This window comes from Bacillus sp. T-10(2022), assembly GCF_056502895.1.
The window spans coordinates 1,083,655-1,103,684 of record NZ_CP113518.1; the positions used below are offsets into that span (position 1 = coordinate 1,083,655).

22 protein-coding genes are annotated in these 20,030 nt (G+C 41.6%); 17 read left to right on the forward strand and 5 right to left on the reverse strand.

Going from position 1 to position 20,030, the window contains the following annotated elements; translation table 11 throughout:
• Positions 1-57 precede the first annotated feature (57 nt).
• A complete protein-coding gene (locus OSJ91_RS05225) occupies positions 58-213 on the forward strand; it encodes a DUF1540 domain-containing protein (RefSeq protein ID WP_065310844.1) in 156 nt (51 codons plus the stop codon).
• 411 nt (positions 214-624) lie between these two features.
• Here the strand turns inward: OSJ91_RS05225 and OSJ91_RS05230 are convergent, their stop codons facing one another.
• Both OSJ91_RS05230 and OSJ91_RS05235 read right to left on the reverse strand, forming a co-directional pair.
• A complete protein-coding gene (locus OSJ91_RS05230; RefSeq protein ID WP_350301502.1) occupies positions 625-1,275 on the reverse strand; it encodes an O-methyltransferase in 651 nt (216 codons plus the stop codon).
• Entirely contained in the window at positions 1,262-1,597 is a 336-nt protein-coding gene (locus OSJ91_RS05235; RefSeq protein WP_350301503.1) for a hypothetical protein, read from the reverse strand. Before OSJ91_RS05235 ends, OSJ91_RS05230 begins: the two co-directional genes overlap by 14 nt.
• Positions 1,598-1,807: 210 nt before the next feature.
• Here OSJ91_RS05235 and OSJ91_RS05240 point away from each other — a divergent pair, with 210 nt between their 5' ends.
• The gene (locus OSJ91_RS05240; RefSeq protein WP_350301504.1) at positions 1,808-1,969 is read left to right on the forward strand and encodes a hypothetical protein; all 162 of its coding nucleotides are present in this window, start codon (positions 1,808-1,810) and stop codon (positions 1,967-1,969) included.
• 47 nt (positions 1,970-2,016) lie between these two features.
• Here the strand turns inward: OSJ91_RS05240 and OSJ91_RS05245 are convergent, their stop codons facing one another.
• Together OSJ91_RS05245 and OSJ91_RS05250 are read right to left on the reverse strand one after the other, a co-directional pair.
• Positions 2,017-2,445, reverse strand: a complete 429-nt coding sequence (locus tag OSJ91_RS05245; RefSeq protein ID WP_350301505.1) for a MarR family winged helix-turn-helix transcriptional regulator — start codon at positions 2,443-2,445, stop codon at positions 2,017-2,019.
• 133 nt (positions 2,446-2,578) lie between these two features.
• Positions 2,579-3,670 carry a low temperature requirement protein A gene (locus OSJ91_RS05250; protein ID WP_350301506.1) on the reverse strand — a complete coding sequence of 364 codons (1,092 nt, stop codon included), beginning with the start codon at positions 3,668-3,670 and terminating at the stop codon, positions 2,579-2,581.
• Positions 3,671-3,889: 219 nt separating this feature from the next.
• Here OSJ91_RS05250 and OSJ91_RS05255 point away from each other — a divergent pair, with 219 nt between their 5' ends.
• From OSJ91_RS05255 to OSJ91_RS05290, 8 genes are all read left to right on the forward strand, one after another.
• Positions 3,890-4,450 (forward strand): NADPH-dependent FMN reductase, encoded by a 561-nt coding sequence (locus OSJ91_RS05255; RefSeq protein WP_350301507.1) that lies wholly within the window; start codon positions 3,890-3,892, stop codon positions 4,448-4,450.
• Between the two features lie 169 nt (positions 4,451-4,619).
• Positions 4,620-5,261 (forward strand): isochorismate family cysteine hydrolase YcaC, encoded by a 642-nt coding sequence (ycaC, locus tag OSJ91_RS05260; RefSeq protein WP_048681500.1) that lies wholly within the window; start codon positions 4,620-4,622, stop codon positions 5,259-5,261.
• Between the two features lie 196 nt (positions 5,262-5,457).
• Positions 5,458-5,640: a hypothetical protein gene (locus OSJ91_RS05265; RefSeq protein WP_251542330.1), complete on the forward strand. Its 183-nt coding sequence runs from the start codon at positions 5,458-5,460 to the stop codon at positions 5,638-5,640.
• A gap of 317 nt (positions 5,641-5,957) precedes the next feature.
• Complete coding sequence (locus tag OSJ91_RS05270; RefSeq protein WP_485891151.1) at positions 5,958-8,024, forward strand: BglG family transcription antiterminator; 2,067 nt, start codon at positions 5,958-5,960, stop codon at positions 8,022-8,024.
• Positions 8,021-8,287: a PTS sugar transporter subunit IIB gene (locus OSJ91_RS05275; protein WP_048883162.1), complete on the forward strand. Its 267-nt coding sequence runs from the start codon at positions 8,021-8,023 to the stop codon at positions 8,285-8,287. The genes OSJ91_RS05270 and OSJ91_RS05275 overlap by 4 nt, the downstream gene beginning before the upstream one ends.
• Before the next feature lie 17 nt (positions 8,288-8,304).
• Positions 8,305-8,571, forward strand: coding sequence for a PTS sugar transporter subunit IIB (locus OSJ91_RS05280; protein ID WP_048883161.1), 267 nt, complete (start codon positions 8,305-8,307; stop codon positions 8,569-8,571).
• A gap of 31 nt (positions 8,572-8,602) precedes the next feature.
• Positions 8,603-9,871 (forward strand): PTS ascorbate transporter subunit IIC, encoded by a 1,269-nt coding sequence (gene ulaA / locus OSJ91_RS05285; protein ID WP_350301509.1) that lies wholly within the window; start codon positions 8,603-8,605, stop codon positions 9,869-9,871.
• Between the two features lie 118 nt (positions 9,872-9,989).
• Positions 9,990-10,835: an HAD family hydrolase gene (locus OSJ91_RS05290; protein ID WP_413015896.1), complete on the forward strand. Its 846-nt coding sequence runs from the start codon at positions 9,990-9,992 to the stop codon at positions 10,833-10,835.
• Positions 10,836-11,349: 514 nt separating this feature from the next.
• On the opposite strand, the gene OSJ91_RS05295 is transcribed toward OSJ91_RS05290, so the two are convergent.
• A complete protein-coding gene (locus tag OSJ91_RS05295; RefSeq protein ID WP_342602925.1) occupies positions 11,350-11,529 on the reverse strand; it encodes a hypothetical protein in 180 nt (59 codons plus the stop codon).
• 399 nt (positions 11,530-11,928) lie between these two features.
• Between OSJ91_RS05295 and OSJ91_RS05300 the strand changes: the two genes are divergently transcribed.
• The 7 genes from OSJ91_RS05300 (at position 11,929) to OSJ91_RS05330 (ending at position 19,979) form a co-directional block, all read left to right on the forward strand.
• Positions 11,929-12,897: an ABC transporter substrate-binding protein gene (locus OSJ91_RS05300; protein ID WP_485891152.1), complete on the forward strand. Its 969-nt coding sequence runs from the start codon at positions 11,929-11,931 to the stop codon at positions 12,895-12,897.
• Positions 12,898-12,982: 85 nt separating this feature from the next.
• The gene (locus tag OSJ91_RS05305) at positions 12,983-13,987 is read left to right on the forward strand and encodes a FecCD family ABC transporter permease (protein ID WP_485891153.1); all 1,005 of its coding nucleotides are present in this window, start codon (positions 12,983-12,985) and stop codon (positions 13,985-13,987) included.
• Entirely contained in the window at positions 13,984-14,997 is a 1,014-nt protein-coding gene (locus tag OSJ91_RS05310; protein ID WP_350301513.1) for a FecCD family ABC transporter permease, read from the forward strand. The genes OSJ91_RS05305 and OSJ91_RS05310 overlap by 4 nt, the downstream gene beginning before the upstream one ends.
• A 15-nt stretch (positions 14,998-15,012) precedes the next feature.
• Positions 15,013-15,804 carry an ABC transporter ATP-binding protein gene (locus tag OSJ91_RS05315; RefSeq protein ID WP_350301514.1) on the forward strand — a complete coding sequence of 264 codons (792 nt, stop codon included), beginning with the start codon at positions 15,013-15,015 and terminating at the stop codon, positions 15,802-15,804.
• A gap of 204 nt (positions 15,805-16,008) precedes the next feature.
• Positions 16,009-17,199 carry an oxalate decarboxylase family bicupin gene (locus tag OSJ91_RS05320; protein WP_485891154.1) on the forward strand — a complete coding sequence of 397 codons (1,191 nt, stop codon included), beginning with the start codon at positions 16,009-16,011 and terminating at the stop codon, positions 17,197-17,199.
• A gap of 304 nt (positions 17,200-17,503) precedes the next feature.
• The gene (locus OSJ91_RS05325) at positions 17,504-18,481 is read left to right on the forward strand and encodes a zinc-dependent alcohol dehydrogenase family protein (RefSeq protein ID WP_485891155.1); all 978 of its coding nucleotides are present in this window, start codon (positions 17,504-17,506) and stop codon (positions 18,479-18,481) included.
• A 187-nt stretch (positions 18,482-18,668) separates the two neighbouring features.
• Positions 18,669-19,979: an amidohydrolase family protein gene (locus OSJ91_RS05330; protein WP_485891156.1), complete on the forward strand. Its 1,311-nt coding sequence runs from the start codon at positions 18,669-18,671 to the stop codon at positions 19,977-19,979.
• Positions 19,980-20,030: the final 51 nt, after the last annotated feature.

The window sequence follows — 20,030 nt, forward strand, 5'->3', positions numbered from 1 at the left end:
GGAAAGTATCAATAACCCCAACTTTGTTAATGATAGCAAATGAGGAGGTGTGATAAGATGGCAAAAGATGTACTATGTGAAGTGAATAATTGTAAATACTGGGATTCTGGAAACAAATGCAGTGCAGATGCTATTTATGTTGTCAGCCATAAAGGGAACCAAGCATCAAATAGCAAAGAAACGGATTGCAAAACATTTGATCCAGAAATTTAAATCATCCGGGGTAACCATCAACTGGTTACCCTTCTTTCATATTTATTATTGATAATAAAAATCATTTTCATTCAAGATTATAGAAATTCATATTATTTTTTCTTCATGAAAAGGATATTTGGGCGATATATACGTGAGTTTGATGGATATAAACGTGAGATTGAGCGATATATACTTGAGATTGAACGATAAATCGAGAATTTGATCGATATATACGAGAATTTGAACGATATTCTCAAGAATTCGGACTATACTCGTGAGTTTGGCTGTTTTACTCGTGAATTTGCTCGATTTACTCGTGAATTTGAGCAGTTTACTCGTGAATTAAGCAGTTTTACTCGTGAATTCACACATTACTCGAGAATCGCACTTTACACGAGAGTTTGCAGATTACTCGTGGGTTTGGCTGTTTTACTCGTGAGTTTGCGCGATTACTTTTGAAATGGTCAGCCCATCACCGATTGGAATTAGCATTGATTCCAATTGAGGGTGATTGGCCACCTTTTCATTGAATGCCTTCATAAATGCAGTGTAATGTTTAGGTTCAGCATCCGGATCTGCGACACTGCCCCTCGCAAGTACGTTATCCATGACGATTAAAGCACCCGGTTCTGCCAGTTTAATGCAATATTGCAGGTAATTTTCATAATTGTCCTTGTCAGCATCTATAAAGAAAAAATCAAATTTCCTGCTATCATGAGCGAGTTTTTCAAGGCTTTGCAATGCTGCTCCGGTCATATATGATACTTGATTGCCAAATCCAGCTTTGGATAGATTGCGATAAGCTAACTTTGCGTATTCCTCCTTTAATTCAAGGGAAGTTAATTTTCCTTCGCTGCCGAATCCCCTGGCAAGGCAGATCCCGCTATAGCCCCCAAGAGCGCCTATTTCCAAAACATTTTTAGCTCCTGAAATGGATATAAGCATGGTAAGAAGTTTTCCGGATGAGGGGGATACCGATATGGACGGCATTCCGTTTTCTTGTATGGACGAAATGACTTCTTCCAAAAGGGCATCTCCGGTATAAAACACTGAGTCGATATAACTGTTAATTTGCTTCATTCGTTTCCATTCCTTTCTCATTGGAAGTTTCCTTTTCTTCACTTTTCTTATCGGCTGCTTCATTTTCTTGTATTTCAAATAATTGTATGAACTCGTTGATTAATATATCAATTGCTTTCAATTCACCGACTAAGATTTGATTGATGGATTGAAACTCTGGTTTATCTAACTGTTCCATAATGGTTGAACGTTTAAGATTCATCATCTCTAAAAAAGCAATTGCCCTTCCGCGGCGAAAAGTTTTGGGGCCACGATGGTGTGAACCATGGTCTTTATGCCTACCACCGTGATGTCCATCTTTTTTGAATTTTTCATCTCTCATTTTATGACCTCTTTCTGTGTATACGTTTGTATACATTTTTTATCTTGTGTTAAATGTATACATATGTATACTCAATGTCAACTGATAATCGAATAGAAAAATTAAAATAAAAGTTTGTCTAAGTTGTGAAATCGTTATTTAGAGAGGCAAAAAAAACTCACATTTGCAAATAGACCGGTTTGTATAATCAGGGGCATCGGGATAGCGGTCATGGTTTCGCTATTCTCTGCGAAGCAAAATGGCTACTTGACTGATATGGCAAATGATTTACCGGCAGCTGCTGCCTCTGGTTCATCACTTGTATTTAAAATTAGTTTGATTTTCGCCATCGTGAATGTGGTGCTTTCATTGTTCATGAAAAAACCGAAGTAACTAAAATAAAAAAACAGATCACCTTTCAAACGGGTGATCTGTTTTTATTATGTTTGAACTTTACTAAGTAAATCTAAAAGCTGCTGTTTTTCCGTCGCATTCAAGTTGGCAAACTGTGATGCCTGAAAATGCTCTTGTTTTGGAACGACTTCATGAAAAAACTCTTTTCCTTCCTCAGTCAATGAAAGGTATTTTGTCTTCCATTCCTGTTCCCGTTTAATCAATCCCAACTCTTCCATTTTCCTTAGTAGTTGAGTGATATTGCCTTTCGTCACAAAAAGCTTGTTTGCCAGTTCTTGCTGAGACAATCGTTCATTGGAACCCACTTGAACCAAGATATCGAATTGGGCTGCCGATAGATTCCATTTCTTTAAATGTTGATTGGATTCCCGGATACTCTGGTTATATATCCGTGTGATCCGGAACCATAACATTAAACCTAGTCTTTCCTCATTATTAGATGTGGAGGGATGCATGAATGTCACCTCATACTTTCTTTGTTCCAATCAGTTTATGAATAAACCAATTGTGTGTCAAATGCAAAAATTTCCAGCTTTCAAATGAAGAAACCAGTATTATCGTTTGATACTGGTTTCTTTGATCCCTTTATTATGTAGTCGTTAGTTTAGCGTAGATGATAAAGAACAATGTTAATTCGGCTATTATCACAATATTCGGTACCCCGACAAACAAATTAAAAATAAAAAAGACGGCTAAAATCCCTAAAAATAACCCTAAATGATATATTTGCAACCGCTGATGCTTATGTCTATATTGGTGGAAAACAAATGTGGCTGACATGAAATAAAGCAATACGGAACCGAAAACAAAATAGAGGATAAATGAATAATGGACTTCATGTAAAAACAATAATCTGATGGCTGCTGCAATCATGCTTATAGACATTAAAATAAACAGGTGACCGTAAATGATGATTTGGCCGGAAGATTGTACAGACTTGTCGACTTTTTTATCCATGTTATCGAAATATTGCCACCACATAGCTATTATCAGGGCAAATGAAATGATGGAAAAGGCTATCGAATCCCAATTTCCTTGTTTAGGTTGAATTACCGCAAGCGTGCTGACAAGAGCTTCCCCAAAGAGAATGATGGTAAATAGACCAAAGCGCTCCAACAAGTGGGCCGTATTTGTAGGAACCTTTTCTAAGCACTTTCTCCCAAGGATCGGGACAATGATATCGATGAGGATGCCCAAATACAACACAGCATACCGAAGCCAAGAATCAAAAAGGACGGAGAATAATGAAATGACGATTCCAATCCAAAAATACTTTCCCAAAAAGAGTGCTGCCTTTTTTCGAAATCCCTCTTCTATCCGCTGTACAACAAGATATTGGATGGCAGTCACGGCTCTCAATCCAATATAACCAATTAAAAAAGAAAGATAATAAGGATCAAAATCAGCAGATAAGCTTGATGTCATGATTAGGACAAAAAACATTTGCAATATCAAAAATAGCCGTTGATGAAATACATCCTTTCCAAACCGGTTAATAAATATGGTTTGCCCTACCCAAGCCCACCAGATAGGAATAAAAATCAACACGAACTTTAATAAATACTCTGGATGGATATATCCATCTTCAACATGCAGTAAAACATGAGTTGCGCCCGCAACGGCCGCCACAAATAACAAATCATAAAAGAGCTCTAACCATGTAACTTTCTTTTCATCCATTTCCGCACTCCTCCCAACGCCTTATAGGTTATAGTATGTTTGAAATATTCAGAAAATGGAAGGGGTCCAATATAACTTTGAGGTAAGATATGAATTTCTTTTAACCCAATATTAAGTTAAGCCAAATTTAGTAAATACAAGCGTGTAATTAGGAATAACGTCACTATTTTAGTTTTGGTATATTATGGTACTATAGGAGACAAACAGGGAGGGAAGTAGATGACCAGAACCATCGGCCTTATTTGCGGCAGTTTACGGGAAAATTCTTATAATCGAATCATTGCTCAATCATTGACAGATATGGTTGATTCGTATCAATTTCGCTGGATCGAAATTAATGATCTTCCGTTGTTTAACGAAGACTTAGAAATAAGTGGGCTTCCTGAAACAGTGACATCATTTAAATCAGCGATCCAGGAAGTCGACGGTATCATTATCGTAAGTCCAGAGTACAATTCTGGAATGCCAGGCGTATTAAAAAATGCATTGGACTGGGCATCAAGACCTCGGGAGTCCGCTGTTCTTACCAAAAAGCCAGTTGGCCTGATTGGAGCTACTCCTGGAGGAATGGGTACTGCATTTGCTCAAATGCAAATCAGGCAAGTACTAGAAGCCATGCAAGTTCATGTTCTTCCATTTCAAAAAATGCTGATTTCGCAAGTACATAAAAAGATTGATTCAGATCGGAAAGTGCTTACTGACGATCAAACAAAACGTTATCTTGAGCGTTATTTACAACAATTCATTCATTGGATCGATCACACTCCAATTATAGATTAATCAATAAAACTTATTATATATATGATTGACAGGTTATAAGTTTTATAGATAAACTTATAGCAACAGTCAGTTAAGTTATAAACTGACTGGAACCAATGAAGGAGTTGGGGGGATTTTCCCTACATATGAACTTTCTTCGATAGCTTTTAATAAAAGGAGGACTTTAAAAATGTCTGATCTCTATTCCCGTCTTTCCAAAGATGATGCTGCCGTTCTTCTGGTGGATCATCAAACCGGTCTTATTTCCGGGCTAGTGCGTGATTATGGTGTTGATGAATTCAAGAACAATGTTATGGCCCTTGCCAACACCGCTAAGTTTTTTGATTTGCCAGTCATTTTAACGACGAGCTTTGAAAACGGACCAAACGGACCGCTCATGCAAGAATTGGAAGAACTTTTTCCTCATGCACCAAAAATAGCTCGGCCTGGACAAATTAACGCATGGGATAATGAAGATTTTGTTAAAGCAATCGAAGAAACTGGAAAAAAACAACTCATCATCGCGGGCGTGGTTACAGATGTCTGTGTTGCTTTCCCGGCACTTTCCGCTTTGAACGCTGGTTATGAAGTATTTGCCGTAACTGATGCTTCTGGAACAGTCAGCAAACAGGTAGCTGATGCGGCTCTAGCGCGTATGGCCCATGGCGGTGTGCAGCTTATGAACTGGTTTAGCGTAGCGTGCGAATTACAACGTGATTGGCGCAACGATGTCGAAGGTTTTGGTGCTTTACTTTCCAGCCAGCTTCCTGGTTATCAAAATATCATCGGAAGCTATAGGGGAGCTCAGCGCGACTTCAGCAAGCAGATTTAGAGATGACGCACCGATTGAATAAAGAGGGGATATTTGTTCCCTCTCGGACTGTAGGCAAGCTCGATGAAAATCGGGTTTGCCTACAGTTTTTAGTATGAGCACAATTTGTCCGTCCAGGCACTCGCTTTCCGCGGGCGGGGTCTCCCCTAAATACACTCCTGTTCCAATCTTTTAAAACAAAATTTGGTTATCCTTCATGATTTTTTTATTGTTTTATATGGGACGAAACCATATTGGATTGAAGAAATTTGCGACACTCCTGCCGAATAACTGGCTAGCCGAGACCCCACAGACGCTTGCGTCGAGGAGGCTTGGCAGACAGTCGGCGGAAAGGGAGCGGATTTCTGAAATCAAGCTACTTCTTCTTGAGGTTTTGTAAAAATATGAACGTTGATTTCCCTTTCATTTTGATTAGATGAAAGCTAGGTTTAGCCCTTTAAAACGGCTCATTTCAATCCCTCAGCTTCATCTCCGATTCCCTTTTATACCTCGGCCTCATGACCTCACTCGCCTCCAAACTGTATAAGTACACATCTTCCAAATATATCCTGTACTGAAAACTGATTACCTGCCGTATTGTGCACAAATGTTTAAAGAGTATATTATTGTGCAGTACCTATGACAACATTCGGACTGAGAAACGCTACATTTTTAATAAGAAGTGAGATATCGTAGAAGCAGGGAGAGGGATTGAGAATGTTTTTAGATGAAAGAAGCGCCAATTTACTAAAACTATTACAGCATTCGCCCATTTCAAAAATGAAAGAACTTGAAGCCCAAACAGGTCTGACGAGAAGGCAAATTCAATATGGATTGAGCAAAGCGAATGACTGGCTCCAATTTCATGGATATCAACCGATTCAATATAATCGTGAAATGGGCTACTCCTTTTCTGAAACAATCAGGGATGAAGAATTGAATGTAAAACTGACAAAACGCAATTATATATTTTCAGAGACAGATAGGGAAAAGGTTTTTTACCTCATGATCCTGTTAAGCCAAGAAGAATTGTCCGTCTATCATTTCCAGACGATCACCGGGGTTTCGCGAAATACGGTGCTGAAGGATTTAAAAAGACTTAAAGAGAAAAACAGGGACGTATCGCTCAAGATCCAGTATTCCAAACAAGATGGCTACGTGTTGATAGGGGAAAGCCGAACAAAGAGATATATCATTGAACGTCTCGTGCATGATGTACTGAACAGTCCCAATAGTGAATGGATCATGGAGTGCATATGGAGAAATCATGAAAAGCAAATCAGTTCGATCCGGTTACAGCTTGAAAGGGTCGAAAGTAAATTGGGCATCACCTTTACGGATGAACGGCTTCATGAACTGAGCTATTTATTTCTATGTGCAGATCAGCTCATAGGAAAAGGGGAAGAGTTACAGGCCGACGAGAGCTGGGCGCCGTTTGTTGCGACAAAAGAATACAAACTGGTTGAGGAAATGACCAGAACGAATGCGTTTCAATCAGTATGGAGCGAAACGGAAAACTTATACGCAACCCTACATTTACTGAGCATGAATCGAACGAAGGATATTTCCCCTCTTAAGGATGATGAAGTCATTCAACACCTTTTGCAGGAAATCGTGGAAGAGTTCGAGAGGCTGGCATTTGTTCACCTGAAAGACAAAGAGCAGCTATGCCAACAATTATATGTTCATTTTAAACCGGCATATCATCGCCTGCGGTATGGTCTCCCGCAAATGAATCCGATGACGGGACGGGTGCAGAAGGTCTATCCCGAACTGCATCATTTGACAAAAAAATCCCTGTGGGTGTTGGAGAAAGAGATTGGCTGTCCAGTATCAGAAGAAGAAGTGGCCTATTTCACGATCTATTTTGGAGGATGGCTGCGCAGGCAAGGGACCACATTGGATGATCGAAAACGGGCGATTGTCGTATGCCCGAATGGTATTGGCATCAGCAATATCCTCATTTATACATTGAGGGAATTATTTCCTGATATTTTGTTCCTGGATGTTTTGTCCGTTAGAAATGCGGCTGATTACCCATTGTCGTACGATCTTGTTTTCTCGACAGTGCATATGAGAACAAAAGCGGCATTATTCGTTGTACCGCCCATTTTGGAAATGCAGGACAAACATACATTGCGCCAGCAGGTCATGCAGGAATTGTATGGCTATACGACGGAAAGTGTGGATGTTGCAGCTTTATTAAAGATCATTTCCAAGTATGCAACCATCCATGAACAGGATCAGCTTGAAAAGGCTTTGAAGTCGAATGTGTATACCCACAAACCAAAAATAAACCAATTTTCTTTAAAGGAGGCAGAGAAGCCTGTGTTAGAAGAACTGCTCAATATGCAAACCATTCAATTACAGCAGCAAGTTTCCGATTGGAAAGAAGCCATTCAAGTCGCGGCCAAGCCACTCGTTGACTTAGGTACCGTTGAAGAACGATATGTGGATGCCATGATCGAGGCCATAGAAACGAATGGACCATATGTAGTGATAACGCCTGGAGTGGCAATTCCCCATGCACGTCCGGAGCAGGGGGTCAGGTCTTTATCCATGAGTTTGCTGAAATTGGATGAAGCCGTGGACTTTGCGCCGGATAAACCGGTTCGCCTGATTATCATTTTGGCGGCCGTAGATAACGATTCGCATCTGCGGGCATTGATCCAGCTCACTCAATTATTGAATGAACCAGCCAATATAGAAGAAATCTTAAGCACTTCAGATAAATCGGTCCTTATGGAGTACGTTCATAAATATTCGAAGGAGGAAGCGGAATGAAAATCATGGTTGTATGCGGGAACGGATTGGGAAGCAGCTTCATCATGGAGATGAATGTGAAGAAAGCATTGACGGAAATGGGGAAGACGGCCGAGGTGGATCATACGGATCTGGCATCCGCAAAGACGGTTCAGGCTGATATTTTCCTGGGAGCGGCGGATATTGTCGGTCAGCTGGATGATGGAACCCGGACGATCGTCACACTGGAGAACATGATGAGCATCCCTGAAATCAAATCTAAATTGGAAATGCATGTAGGATAAAAAAAGGAGAGATTGATATGAAGAAAATCATGGTAGTGTGCGGAAACGGATTGGGAAGCAGCTTCATCATGGAGATGAATGTGAAGAAAGCGTTGACGGAAATGGGTAAGACAGCCGAGGTGGATCATACGGATCTGGCATCCGCAAAAACGGTTCAGGCTGATATTTTCCTGGGAGCGGCGGATATTGTCGGTCAGCTGGATGATGGAACCCGGACGATCGTCACACTGGAAAACATGATGAGCATTCCTGAAATCACATCGAAATTGGCTTCACATCTATAAGAAGAAAACATAAAGAAGAGGGGGAGAGGCAATGCTGGAACTTATCATGAATGACATCTTGGGTACACCTTCCATACTTGTGGGGCTGTTTGCGCTCATTGGACTGCTGTTACAGCGGAAATCCAGTGCTGATGTCGTATCTGGAACACTAAAAACCGTCATGGGCTTCATTATCATTGGAGCGGGAGCGGCAGTGCTCATTGGCGCCCTTGATATATTCAGTAAAATGTTCGATCATGCATTCAATGTACAAGGCGTCATACCGAATAACGAAGCCATTGTCGCAGCCGCCCAAAGTGATTTTGGGACTTCGACTGCACTAATCATGGTTTTTGGTATGGTTGTCAATGTTTTGCTAGCTCGTTTCACGCCATTTAAATATATATTTTTAACGGGACACCATACCTTATTCATGGCTTGTTTACTTGCAGTCACCCTATCGGTCGGCGGGCTCAGCGGATTTCCGCTTATCTTGGTCGGTTCCATTCTATTGGGAGTATGCATGGTGATGTTCCCAGCCCTCCTTCAGCCATACGTACGGAAGATTACCGGAAGCGATGATTTTGCCATCGGCCATTTCGGGACAATCGGATATTTTGTATCCGCGACTGTTGGAAAATGGTTTGGAAATAAGGAAAAAACGACAGAGCAAATCAAGGTTCCTAAATCTTTAGGATTCCTGAGGGACACATCAGTCGCTGTATCGCTTACGATGACGATATTCTTCGTGATCGTCGCATTGTTTGCCGGACAGAACTATATTGAAACGGAATTATCCGGCGGTTCGAACTTCATCGTATTTTCTTTCATCCAGGCGATAACATTTGCTGCAGGAGTCTACATCATCCTTGCGGGGGTACGGATGTTAATTGCTGAAATCGTCCCTGCATTCAAAGGGATTGCCGATAAAGTGGCGCCGAATACAAAGCCTGCATTGGACTGTCCGACCATCTTTCCATTCGCTCCAAATGCAGTGATCATCGGGTTCCTATTCAGTTTCCTGGCGGGATTATTATCCATGTTCCTCCTTCCGGTACTAGGACTGAAAGTAATCGTTCCGGGGCTCGTACCGCATTTCTTCACCGGAGCTGCAGCAGGTGTATTTGGAAATGCCACAGGAGGCAGACGCGGAGCGATGCTCGGTTCCTTTGCAAACGGACTCATCATCAGTTTCCTGCCGGCGATACTCCTGGTCTTCTTGGGGGATGTAGGGTTTGAAGGCACCACATTTGGTGATTCGGACTTCGGTGTGGTCGGTCTCTTGATATTAAGCGTCATGAAACTTTTAGGATTATCCTAAACTGTTATACTGATAAGGTACAGAAACAAAATAAATGAATGATACCAGCAGCCTAAGATCTTCTAGATAATAGGCTGTTGGCATTTTCATCATCATTCGGATTTTTGAGGTGATTGGCATGACCAACAAGGCAATTGTGCTCGATTTGGATGGCACGACATTGAACGAAAGAAACACTGTGAATGAGACGCTGGAACAATACATAGGCGAACTTAGGAAAAGCGGAAAGCTGATTTTCATTGCAACAGGAAGAACGCTGGAAGAGGTAAGGGACGTTTTGCCGTCCGGCATGGAGGCCGATGGAATGGTGACCGCCAATGGAATGTCCGTATTCATCGGAAAGAAACAGATTGTCGAACACGCCCTGTCGACGGAACTTGTCGAAGAATTGGTCGCCAAAGCAGGAGCGGAAGAGATTTTTTACGAAGTTCATCCGAACGAAGGAACACGGATGGCATTACTTAAAGATAAAGACTATATGGTTAAACAAGGTTTGATACCAAAACCTGAGACTGTCGATGAAAATGAATGGCTATCAAGACAGGATGCAGTCGAAGACAAAATAAGATGGTCAGAACAACTGGATATAAGCAGCGTCGCCAAGATCTACTTTTTCAGCAATGAAATGAATACGATTCGAAAATGGAAAGCGGAGTTGGGGAAAATCAAGCAGTACAATGCCTTTACCACAGCTTCCTCCACCCATCATAATGTAGAAGTGACCGTGGAAGGCATCACAAAAGCAACAGGCGTTCAACTGCTGCTGAAACATTTCCAGCTAGCACCCGAAAATATCCTGGCAGTAGGCGATGGCGAAAATGACCTCCCGCTATTTAAACTCGCCGGACATTGCGTTGCCATGAAAAACGCCACTGACCTGGTCAAAGAACAAGCCGATGAAGTGACGGAGTATTCATATAGAGAAGATGGACTGTATCGCTTTTTGAAGGGTAAGTTTCACTAAAATAACCTGGAAGGGCAAAGAACTAGTCTTGGAAATTTGAACGGTGATTGGAAAGCGAGTGCCCTACGTTCCCAACAACGTTCAAGTTTTGACAACTAAACAAGATTCCTTAATGGTTTTTGACTGTTTTATGAAACCCTCAATGGATTTCTGAATTCAACTCCGAACGTTTTTTTTGAGGGGTGTAGAGTTTGACCAGAGATTAAACAATCTACGAATGGGCTTATTCCAAAGTTCATATTTTAGGACCCGTCCTAATTGGCATCTTGATTGAAGTGTTTTCAAGATCCACAGGTTACCTGATCATGGGGGCATTATCAATTGCGTCTACCATTGTTATTAAAACCTCCATAAAACGCTCAAAACAAGAAGCTTCACCTAATGAAGGATATCCTCTTGAAGAGATGCTGATTAATAGAAAATGATTCTTTGAAACAGGCAAGAGCAGACCTTAACGGGTTTGCTCTTGTTTATTTTGAGCTGGTGTCTATTATTATTGATACGTTCATTATTGTTAATCATTACTTTTTGATTTGGAGTATGTAGGAATTAAAAGAAAACCTATTCCAAATAAAGCATATGAAATCCATCGGACTATATCATACCATTCCATTTGTTTGAAAAAAGAAAGATTAATAATCATTGCAAGAGCACCTAAAATTACAAGTGTTTTTCCTAATACCTGTCTAGACAAAGGGGATTCCACTCCTTTTTGAATTGGTTTTACAAGATATTAACATTTTTTCTCAAAAATTACTTGTTTTGGACAATTATTTTAAAACTGAGTTTACCGATAATGATGACCTTATGGTGGGGTCTTTCTACCTCGATTTTTGGCAAGCTGAAATACGCATTTGCTTAAACTGTCTTTACTTTGCTTAATTCACGAATCAGATCGTAGCTGAAAACAATAAAATCCATGCAGGTCGTCTTAATGGCCATAATGATTTTTATTCACAAAATTTTATTAATATTGACGGTATCAATCTATGACTTTATCATAACAGCAGGATAATGATAATCATTTTCAATTATGAATGTATTCGTCGGATAAGAAGTTAAGTAGGTATAGATGACGGAAAGGGTGCAAAAAATGAGAGAATCTAGAAAAGTAAGAACATTTGGGGGAGGAGCATTCATCCTGTTATTTACGATTATGATGGTTTTATCAGGATGTAATAATTCTCAAAAAACAACGGAAGCAGAGAAGACAGCTTCCGAAACAAGTAATCAGGAAGTAAGGACGATTAAGCATGAAATGGGAGAAACGGAAATTAAAAACACTCCTAAAAAAATAGTTACGCTTGAGCTGTCTTTCGTTGATTCTTTAAATGCCCTAGGGATAAAACCTATCGGGATTTCAGATGACAACAAAAAAGATATGATTACAAAACTTGTTGGTCAAGAAATGGATTATACTTCTGTAGGAACTCGTGAGCAGCCTAATTTAGAGGTTATCAGTTCTTTACAGCCGGATTTAATCATTGCAGATGCTGAGCGGCATAAAGGGATTTATAAAGATTTACAGCAGATTGCTCCTACCGTTGTCTTAAAAAGTCGGGAATCTACATATCAAGAAAATCTGGATTCTTTTAAAACGATAGCAAAGGCAGTCAATCAGGAAGATGCTGCAGAAAAAAGATTGAGCGAGCATGAAAAAACGATTAAGGAACTTAAATCAAAACTTACTGTTGATTCAAATATGACGGTTTTACCTGCAGTTGTACGTGATACTTCATTCCAAGCCCATACTTCTTCTTCCTATGATGGAGAATTGCTTGAGCGCATGGGATTGAAAAATGCCATTCAGCAGGAACAGCCACATGCCGAGATGAATCTGGAGCAGCTTGTCGAAATTAATCCGGATGTGCTGCTTTTGGCGAACAATGAGGGTAAGTTACTTACTGATGAGTGGAAAGACAATCCTCTTTGGAAAGACTTGAAGGCTGTAAAAAACGGACAGGTGTATAGTGTTGATCGAGATTTATGGACGAGATACCGTGGTGTTGTATCCGCAGAGGCCATTGCTAAAGACACTTTAAAAATGCTTGGTGAAGAATAGAGGAACAAAAGCGAAGTAAGAGATCCCATTCTTACTTCGCTTTCCATTAGGTTTAAATTTTGTTAGGAAGTGTGTTGTATAGTCAATGGAAACTGTAGTTAGAAGTAAACTGAAAGTGTTATGTACAGCTATCGCTGGAATCGTTTTGTTAATTTTAGGCGTCCTGACGAGTATTTCTGTGGGAGCGGCAGATATTGATGCATCAATGGTTTTGAAGTCCTTTTTTGAGGTCGACTCGTCCAAGGAACAGACTATTATAAGGACTCTTCGTTTGCCCCGAGCTATAGTTGGAGCTTTGGTCGGTGCTAATTTAGCGGTAGCGGGTGCTCTCATGCAGGCTATTACCCGGAATTCATTAGCTTCACCACAAGTGTTTGGTGTTAATGCAGGTGCCTCATTTTTTATTGTGTCAGCTTTTGCTTTCTTTCCTAACCTATCTTCCGTCTCTCTAGTTTGCGTTGCATTCATTGGTGCAGCAGTGGGAGGGATGGCAGTCTATTCTTTTGCTTCGGGAGGAGGAATGACCCAAGTGAAGCTGGCATTGGCTGGAATGGCTGTTCACTTTTTTTTATCTTCCTTAACGCAAGGCATGATCATCTTTAATGAACAAGCGAAAGATGTGCTCTATTGGTTGGTCGGGTCTATTAATGGAAAGACATGGGCTCACGTAAACATGATCCTTCCCTGGTCTCTTATCGGGCTATTGGTTGCTGCCTTGTTCTCTCGATCTGTTTCCATCCTTGTCTTAGGAGAAAATATGGCGCAGGGTCTTGGGCAGCGGGTGTACCGAATCCGTATTTTAGCAGGAATATTGGTGATCATTTTGGCAGGATCTTCGGTTGCCGTCGCAGGTCCAGTGGGATTTGTGGGATTGATTATTCCTCATATCGTCAGAAGACTGGTGGGTGGGGACTATCGAAGAATCATCCCTTTCTCTGCATTATTCGGCGCTTTACTCTTAGTTTACGCAGATATTCTCGCACGGTTCATCGCTTATCCTTTTGAGTCGCCGGTAGGCATCGTAACAGCTATAATCGGTGCGCCATTCTTCCTTTATTTAGCGAAGAGAGGGAGGGATATTAAGCAATGAAACTAAAACGGACATTTGGGTTGAAATCAAATTTGCAGCCTTATTCTATTCTCCTGTTGCTGACGGTTACCATGCTGATTTTATCAATGGTGAGCCTGGGCTTAGGGGCCATATATATATCACCTTTAGAAATTCTCCAAAATTTCCTTGGAAATGGTATGCAAAGTCAGACATTCATTCTGCATAACTATCGCATACCACGCATTCTAATTGCCGTGATAGTGGGGGCAGGTTTGGCAACGGCTGGAGCCATTCTGCAAGGAGTCCTTCGAAATCCGTTGGCCTCTCCAGATGTGATTGGGGTAACAAAAGGGGCCGGTTTGGCAGCTGTTATCGTCATTGTTTTATTTCCGCAATCGCCCATTATCATACTGCCTCTTTCAGCTTTTATCGGAGCGGCGGTCATGGCGGCAATTTTGATGATATTTGTTTATAAAAAAGGAGCTCAGCCAAATACAATAGCTTTGGTCGGAATAGCTTTAGGGGCCATATGTCAAGCTGGCATAGAGTATTTCATGGTCAAGTTCCCGGATGATGTAAACACGACATTGCTGTGGTTGACCGGCAGCCTATGGGGAAGAGGATGGGATCAAGTATTCATTTTGCTTCCATGTCTTGTTCTTGTCCCGGTATTGATTGCATTGACGTCTAAAATGGATGTACTGAGTCTTGGAGACGATATAGCTACAGGTCTCGGTGAAAGATCAAAATTACTGCGTTATATATTGTTAAGCGTATCTGTCATATTAATCGGAGTCTGTGTAGCAGCGGTTGGTTCCATCGGGTTCATTGGTTTAATTGCCCCCCATATTGCCCGGAGAGTGGTAGGGTCAAAATTCAAGGTATTACTTCCTGCTTCAGCTCTTTTCGGTTCTATCTTTCTCCTCGTTGCCGATAGCCTTGGAAGAGGATTATTCCCTCCAATAGAAATACCCGCCGGAATCATCACTGCGGTGATTGGCGTGCCATATTTTTTATATCTATTACGCCGTGAACGAAAAATAACATAAGGAAGGCTGGCGACCATGACAACATTATCAGCAGAGCATCTTTCTCTCTCTTATGGATCAACTCAAATCATTGATAATATCGATTTGGAAATTCCTGAAGGTAAGATCAGTATAATCATTGGTTCCAATGGTTGTGGCAAATCCACCATTCTAAAGTCTCTAGCTAGATTACTAATGCCACAGCAAGGCACGATCCATTTAGATGGAAAGGCCATTCATCAGCAATCTTCCAAGGAAGTCGCAAAGAAATTGGCTATATTGCCCCAAGCTCCGGAAGCTCCTGAAGATATAACCGTTAAAGAACTATGCTATTATGGCAGGCATCCGCACAAAGGCTTATTTTCCAGACAAACCCCGGAAGATCATAGGATTGTCGACCGTGCATTATCAGCAACAAAAATGACGGAGTTTGCTGATCGGACATTGGATGCATTATCTGGAGGACAAAGGCAAAGAGCATGGATTTCGATGGCTTTAGTACAAGAAACCGACCTTTTACTGTTAGATGAACCGACAACCTATCTCGACTTAGCACACCAAATTGAAATATTGGAATTACTGCGCGATTTAAACGTAACATATGGACGCACGATCGTCATGGTTCTGCATGATTTGAATCAAGCGGCACAGTATGCCGATCATCTAATTAGCATCAAGAAGGGAAAAATCTATAAGGAGGGACCGCCTGAAACGGTATTCACAAAAGAGATGATCAAGGACGTCTTCAGACTGGAATGCTGTATTATTGAAAATCCAGTAGATCAAACGCCCCTATGCATTCCAATTGGTTTATCTCAAGATCATTAGAAGCAGTTTCTTCCCTATTAATATAGATCAAGACGTAGCGGTAGATTTTTATATTAATCCAACCAACATTAAATGGGGCATTCCTTCAAAAGGGGATGCCTTTTGTTTTTTCTCAATAGGCACAGTGACATACATTCGAAGCCTAAATCATAAGACTACAATAAAGGCTTATCCCTTTATAATGCCAAAAAGAGGTGCTTTTTGATGGAAAAACGAACTATTAATCAAGTGGACGGGTATGTGCCACAGCCTATCCGAAGTGATGGAGCCGGAGCGATTGACTCTGGGCCGCGAAATATTATGCGGGATCTTCAAAATCCAAATATGCTCGTCCCGCCTATCACAGATGCAGGCTTGCTTCCTAACTTGAAATTCTCGTTCTCGGACACTTCAATGACATTAAATCACGGGGGATGGTCAAGGGAGATCACCGCAAGGGAACTTCCGATTGCGACAACACTTGCGGGTGTAAATATGAGCTTAACGGCAGGAGGAGTACGTGAACTCCATTGGCATCAAGAAGCAGAGTGGTCTTATATGCTGTTAGGACGGGCACGCATAACCTCGGTTGACCAAGAAGGACGAAATTTCATTGCCGACGTCGGCCCGGGCGATCTTTGGTACTTTCCCCCAGGAATCCCACATTTGATTCAAGGGTTGGAACATTGCGAGTTTTTGCTTGTCTTCGATGACGGAAACTTTTCCGATCTTAACACCTTATCCATCTCAGATTGGTTTGCACACACTCCAAAAGATGTTCTGTCGGCCAATTTCGGCGTTCCAGAGAGTGCCTTTAACTCCATTCCTTCAGATCAGGTCTATATCTATCAGGGAAAGGTACCCGGTTCACTGGAAAGTCAGGAAGTCCAGTCACCTTACGGAGAAGTTCCTTTAACCTTTAAGCACGAGCTGTTGAAACAAACACCAATCAAGACCCCTGGTGGAAGCGTGCGAATTGTGGACTCTTCTAACTTCCCTATTTCAAAAACAATCGCAGCAGCACTCGTTGAGATTGAGCCGGGTGGAATGAGAGAACTTCATTGGCACCCTAATAACGACGAGTGGCAGTATTACCTTACTGGACAAGGGCGCATGACAGTATTTACTGGAAACGGTACAGCTCGTACACTTGATTATAGAGCAGGTGATGTCGGATATGTACCCTTTGCTACTGGGCACTATATTCAGAACACCGGTACCGAAACGTTATGGTTTTTAGAAATGTTCAAAAGCAATCGCTTTGTAGACGTATCTCTAAACCAGTGGATGGCACTGACTCCTAAAGAACTAGTTCAAAGCAACTTGAATGTTGGATCAGAATTGCTCGATTCACTACGCAAGGAGAAATGGCCTGTTGTGAAATATCCCGGGTTTCCTACTAAAATGCCGGATTAAACTGATAGGGGTATTTATATTAGAAAAGTTATGATTAGGTTCTTATTTAACAAAAGAATTTTTTACTTCAAAACCTGGGTTGCTGCGGCAACCTTTTTTTTGTGGAACGAAGGGGCAGGTCAATTGAAGGTGAAAAGGGATTATAATAATAAAACGGAATGCTTAATTAGAAGTGATTAAAACGTGGAAAACAATAATACATTAAATCCAGAGTTAACAGCTCTTTAAGTTTTTTAGAATACTCGCCAGGTTCAGTTTAAATGATAAAATGGAAAGACTTATATATTAAAGGAGACTTATTATCTTGGAAGCCAAATGTATTAAATTCTATGAATTTGGGAATCCGCAAAACGTTTTAAAAGTTGAAAATAAATGTATTCAAAGACCTTTCGAGGGGGAAGTCCTCGTTCGGATGACCACACGTCCCATTAACCCGTCTGACTTGCTGCCCATTCGCGGTGCCTATTCTCACCGAATTCCCTTGCCTTCCATACCTGGTTATGAAGGGGTCGGCATTGTCGAAGAGGTGGGTCCATCGGTTTCGAAAGAGATGATAGGCAAGCGTGTTTTGCCTTTGCGCGGTGAAGGGACCTGGCAGGATTATGTTAAAACATCTGCGGAGCTGGCCATCGTCATTCCGGATTCGATTGAGGACCATATAGCAGCGCAATTATATATAAACCCGATAACCGCATGGCTAATAATCACAGAAGTATTAACTTTGAAACCTGATGATGTTTTACTCGTAAATGCTTGCGGATCTTCGATTGGCCGCATCTTTGCCCAGTTATCCAGGATTCTTGGATTTAAGCTGATTGCTGTAACGAGAAACAATAAGTATACGGAAGAACTGCTTAAACTTGGTGCTTCATATGTGATCGATACGTCCCGATCATCATTGCATGATACAGTAATGGAAATGACGAAGGGGCGCGGAGCGAAAGCGGCCATAGATTCAGTAGGCGGCATCGATGGCTCAGAACTCGCTTTTTGTGTTCGGCCTAATGGCATCTTATTAACGATTGGCCTTTTATCAGGACAGTCTGTGAATTGGGCGAAAATTTCACAAAGGACAAAAGTGGATGTTAAAATGTTTCATCTTCGGCATTGGAATCAGCAGGCTTCCGTTCAAACCTGGCATGAAACGTTTAATCTTTTGATGGGGTTCATCGCTGATAAAAGGTTGAAATTCATGATGCCGGATTCCTACTATGGTCTTCAAGATGTGCAAGAAGCCATGGTTGTCACGGGCAATAGAGGGAAGATTTTTTTAAGCAATTGATTTTGCAATAGACATCCACTATGTGGTAATTGAAGGACGCATTCATCTTGGAGCACTTCCAATAGGTTCCTAAGGTAAATGGAAATGGCCCCTGATAATATGGAATTACTTGATTACCTGTAAGGTGCTAGTTTAGAATGCGGAATAGAACATGTTGATACATGAGACAACTTTGGAGGAAATACTTATGAAAACAATATATGTGAATGCTACATTTTTTACGATGGACAAGGAAAACCAAATCATTGAAAACGGCATGATGATTGTGCAGGATCATACCATATCCTACATCGGCCAGCATGATGAACAGCAATTGGCAGATGCAGATCATGTGGTCAACCTTGGCGGGAAATGGATCATGCCAGGCCTTGTGAATGCCCACTCGCATATTGTAATGACCCTTTTACGCGGTATCGGGGACGATATGCTGCTGAAGCCATGGCTTGAAACGAAAATATGGCCGATCGAAAGCCAGTTTACAACGGAAATCGCCGCTGTAAGTTCACAGCTAGGCATTATGGAAATGATGAAATCAGGAACCACGACATTTTCGGATATGTTCAATCCTAATGGAATAGATGCCGGTGCTGTCATGGAGACGATAGGCGAAACAGGAATGCGCGGAGCCTTTTCCTATACGATCTTCAGCTTGGGTACCGAAAAAGACCAAAAAGTGAACCTCATGGGGGCTGAGCAGTTTTCAAAAAACTATAAAGCATTTGCTGATGGCCGCCTGACTACCATGGTCGCACCACATAGCCCATATGCCTGCACACCTGAAGCGATCATGGAAAGTGCACGAATTGCAAAAGAGAATGATTTGATGGTGCACATCCACGTATCGGAAACGGACTTTGAAATCCTCGACATTGAAAAACGTTACGGATCCCGTCCTGTCGAGCACCTTCGCCGTCTAGGGCTGTTCGATCAGCCCACCGTCATGGCACATGGTGTGGTCCTTAATGATGAAGAACGGGCGATCCTAAAACAGCATGATGTTCGCGTTGCCCATAATCCAATCAGTAACCTGAAGCTCGGATCTGGGATAGCAGATGTCGTCAGCCTTCTTGATGCAGGCATTAAAGTGGGAGTGGCAACAGATGGCGTCGCCTCCAATAACAACTTCGATATGTTCGAAGAAATGAGGACAGCCGCATTGCTGCAAAAAGGAATGTATAAGGATGCCACAAAATTCCCTGCCCAAACAGCACTCGCCATGGCCACAAGAATGGGCGCCGAAGCGATAGGCATGGGTCACACAGGATCACTGGAAGCTGGTAAAAAAGCGGATTTCATCACCATTTACCCATATAACAAAGAACACCTGCAGCCACTAAGTGAAGCCTATTCGCACCTGCTTTATGCAGCACGCGGAAATGACGTATGTGATGTATACATCGATGGCAAAAACGTCGTGAAAGATGGCCGCTGCTTAACGATCGATGAAGAAAAAGTAATCGCCGAAACAAATCGTCTGCAAGGTACCTTATCACGATAATGCAGATGTGAGAACAAAAGAAGGAGCTGCCATTTGGAGCTCCTTTTTTTA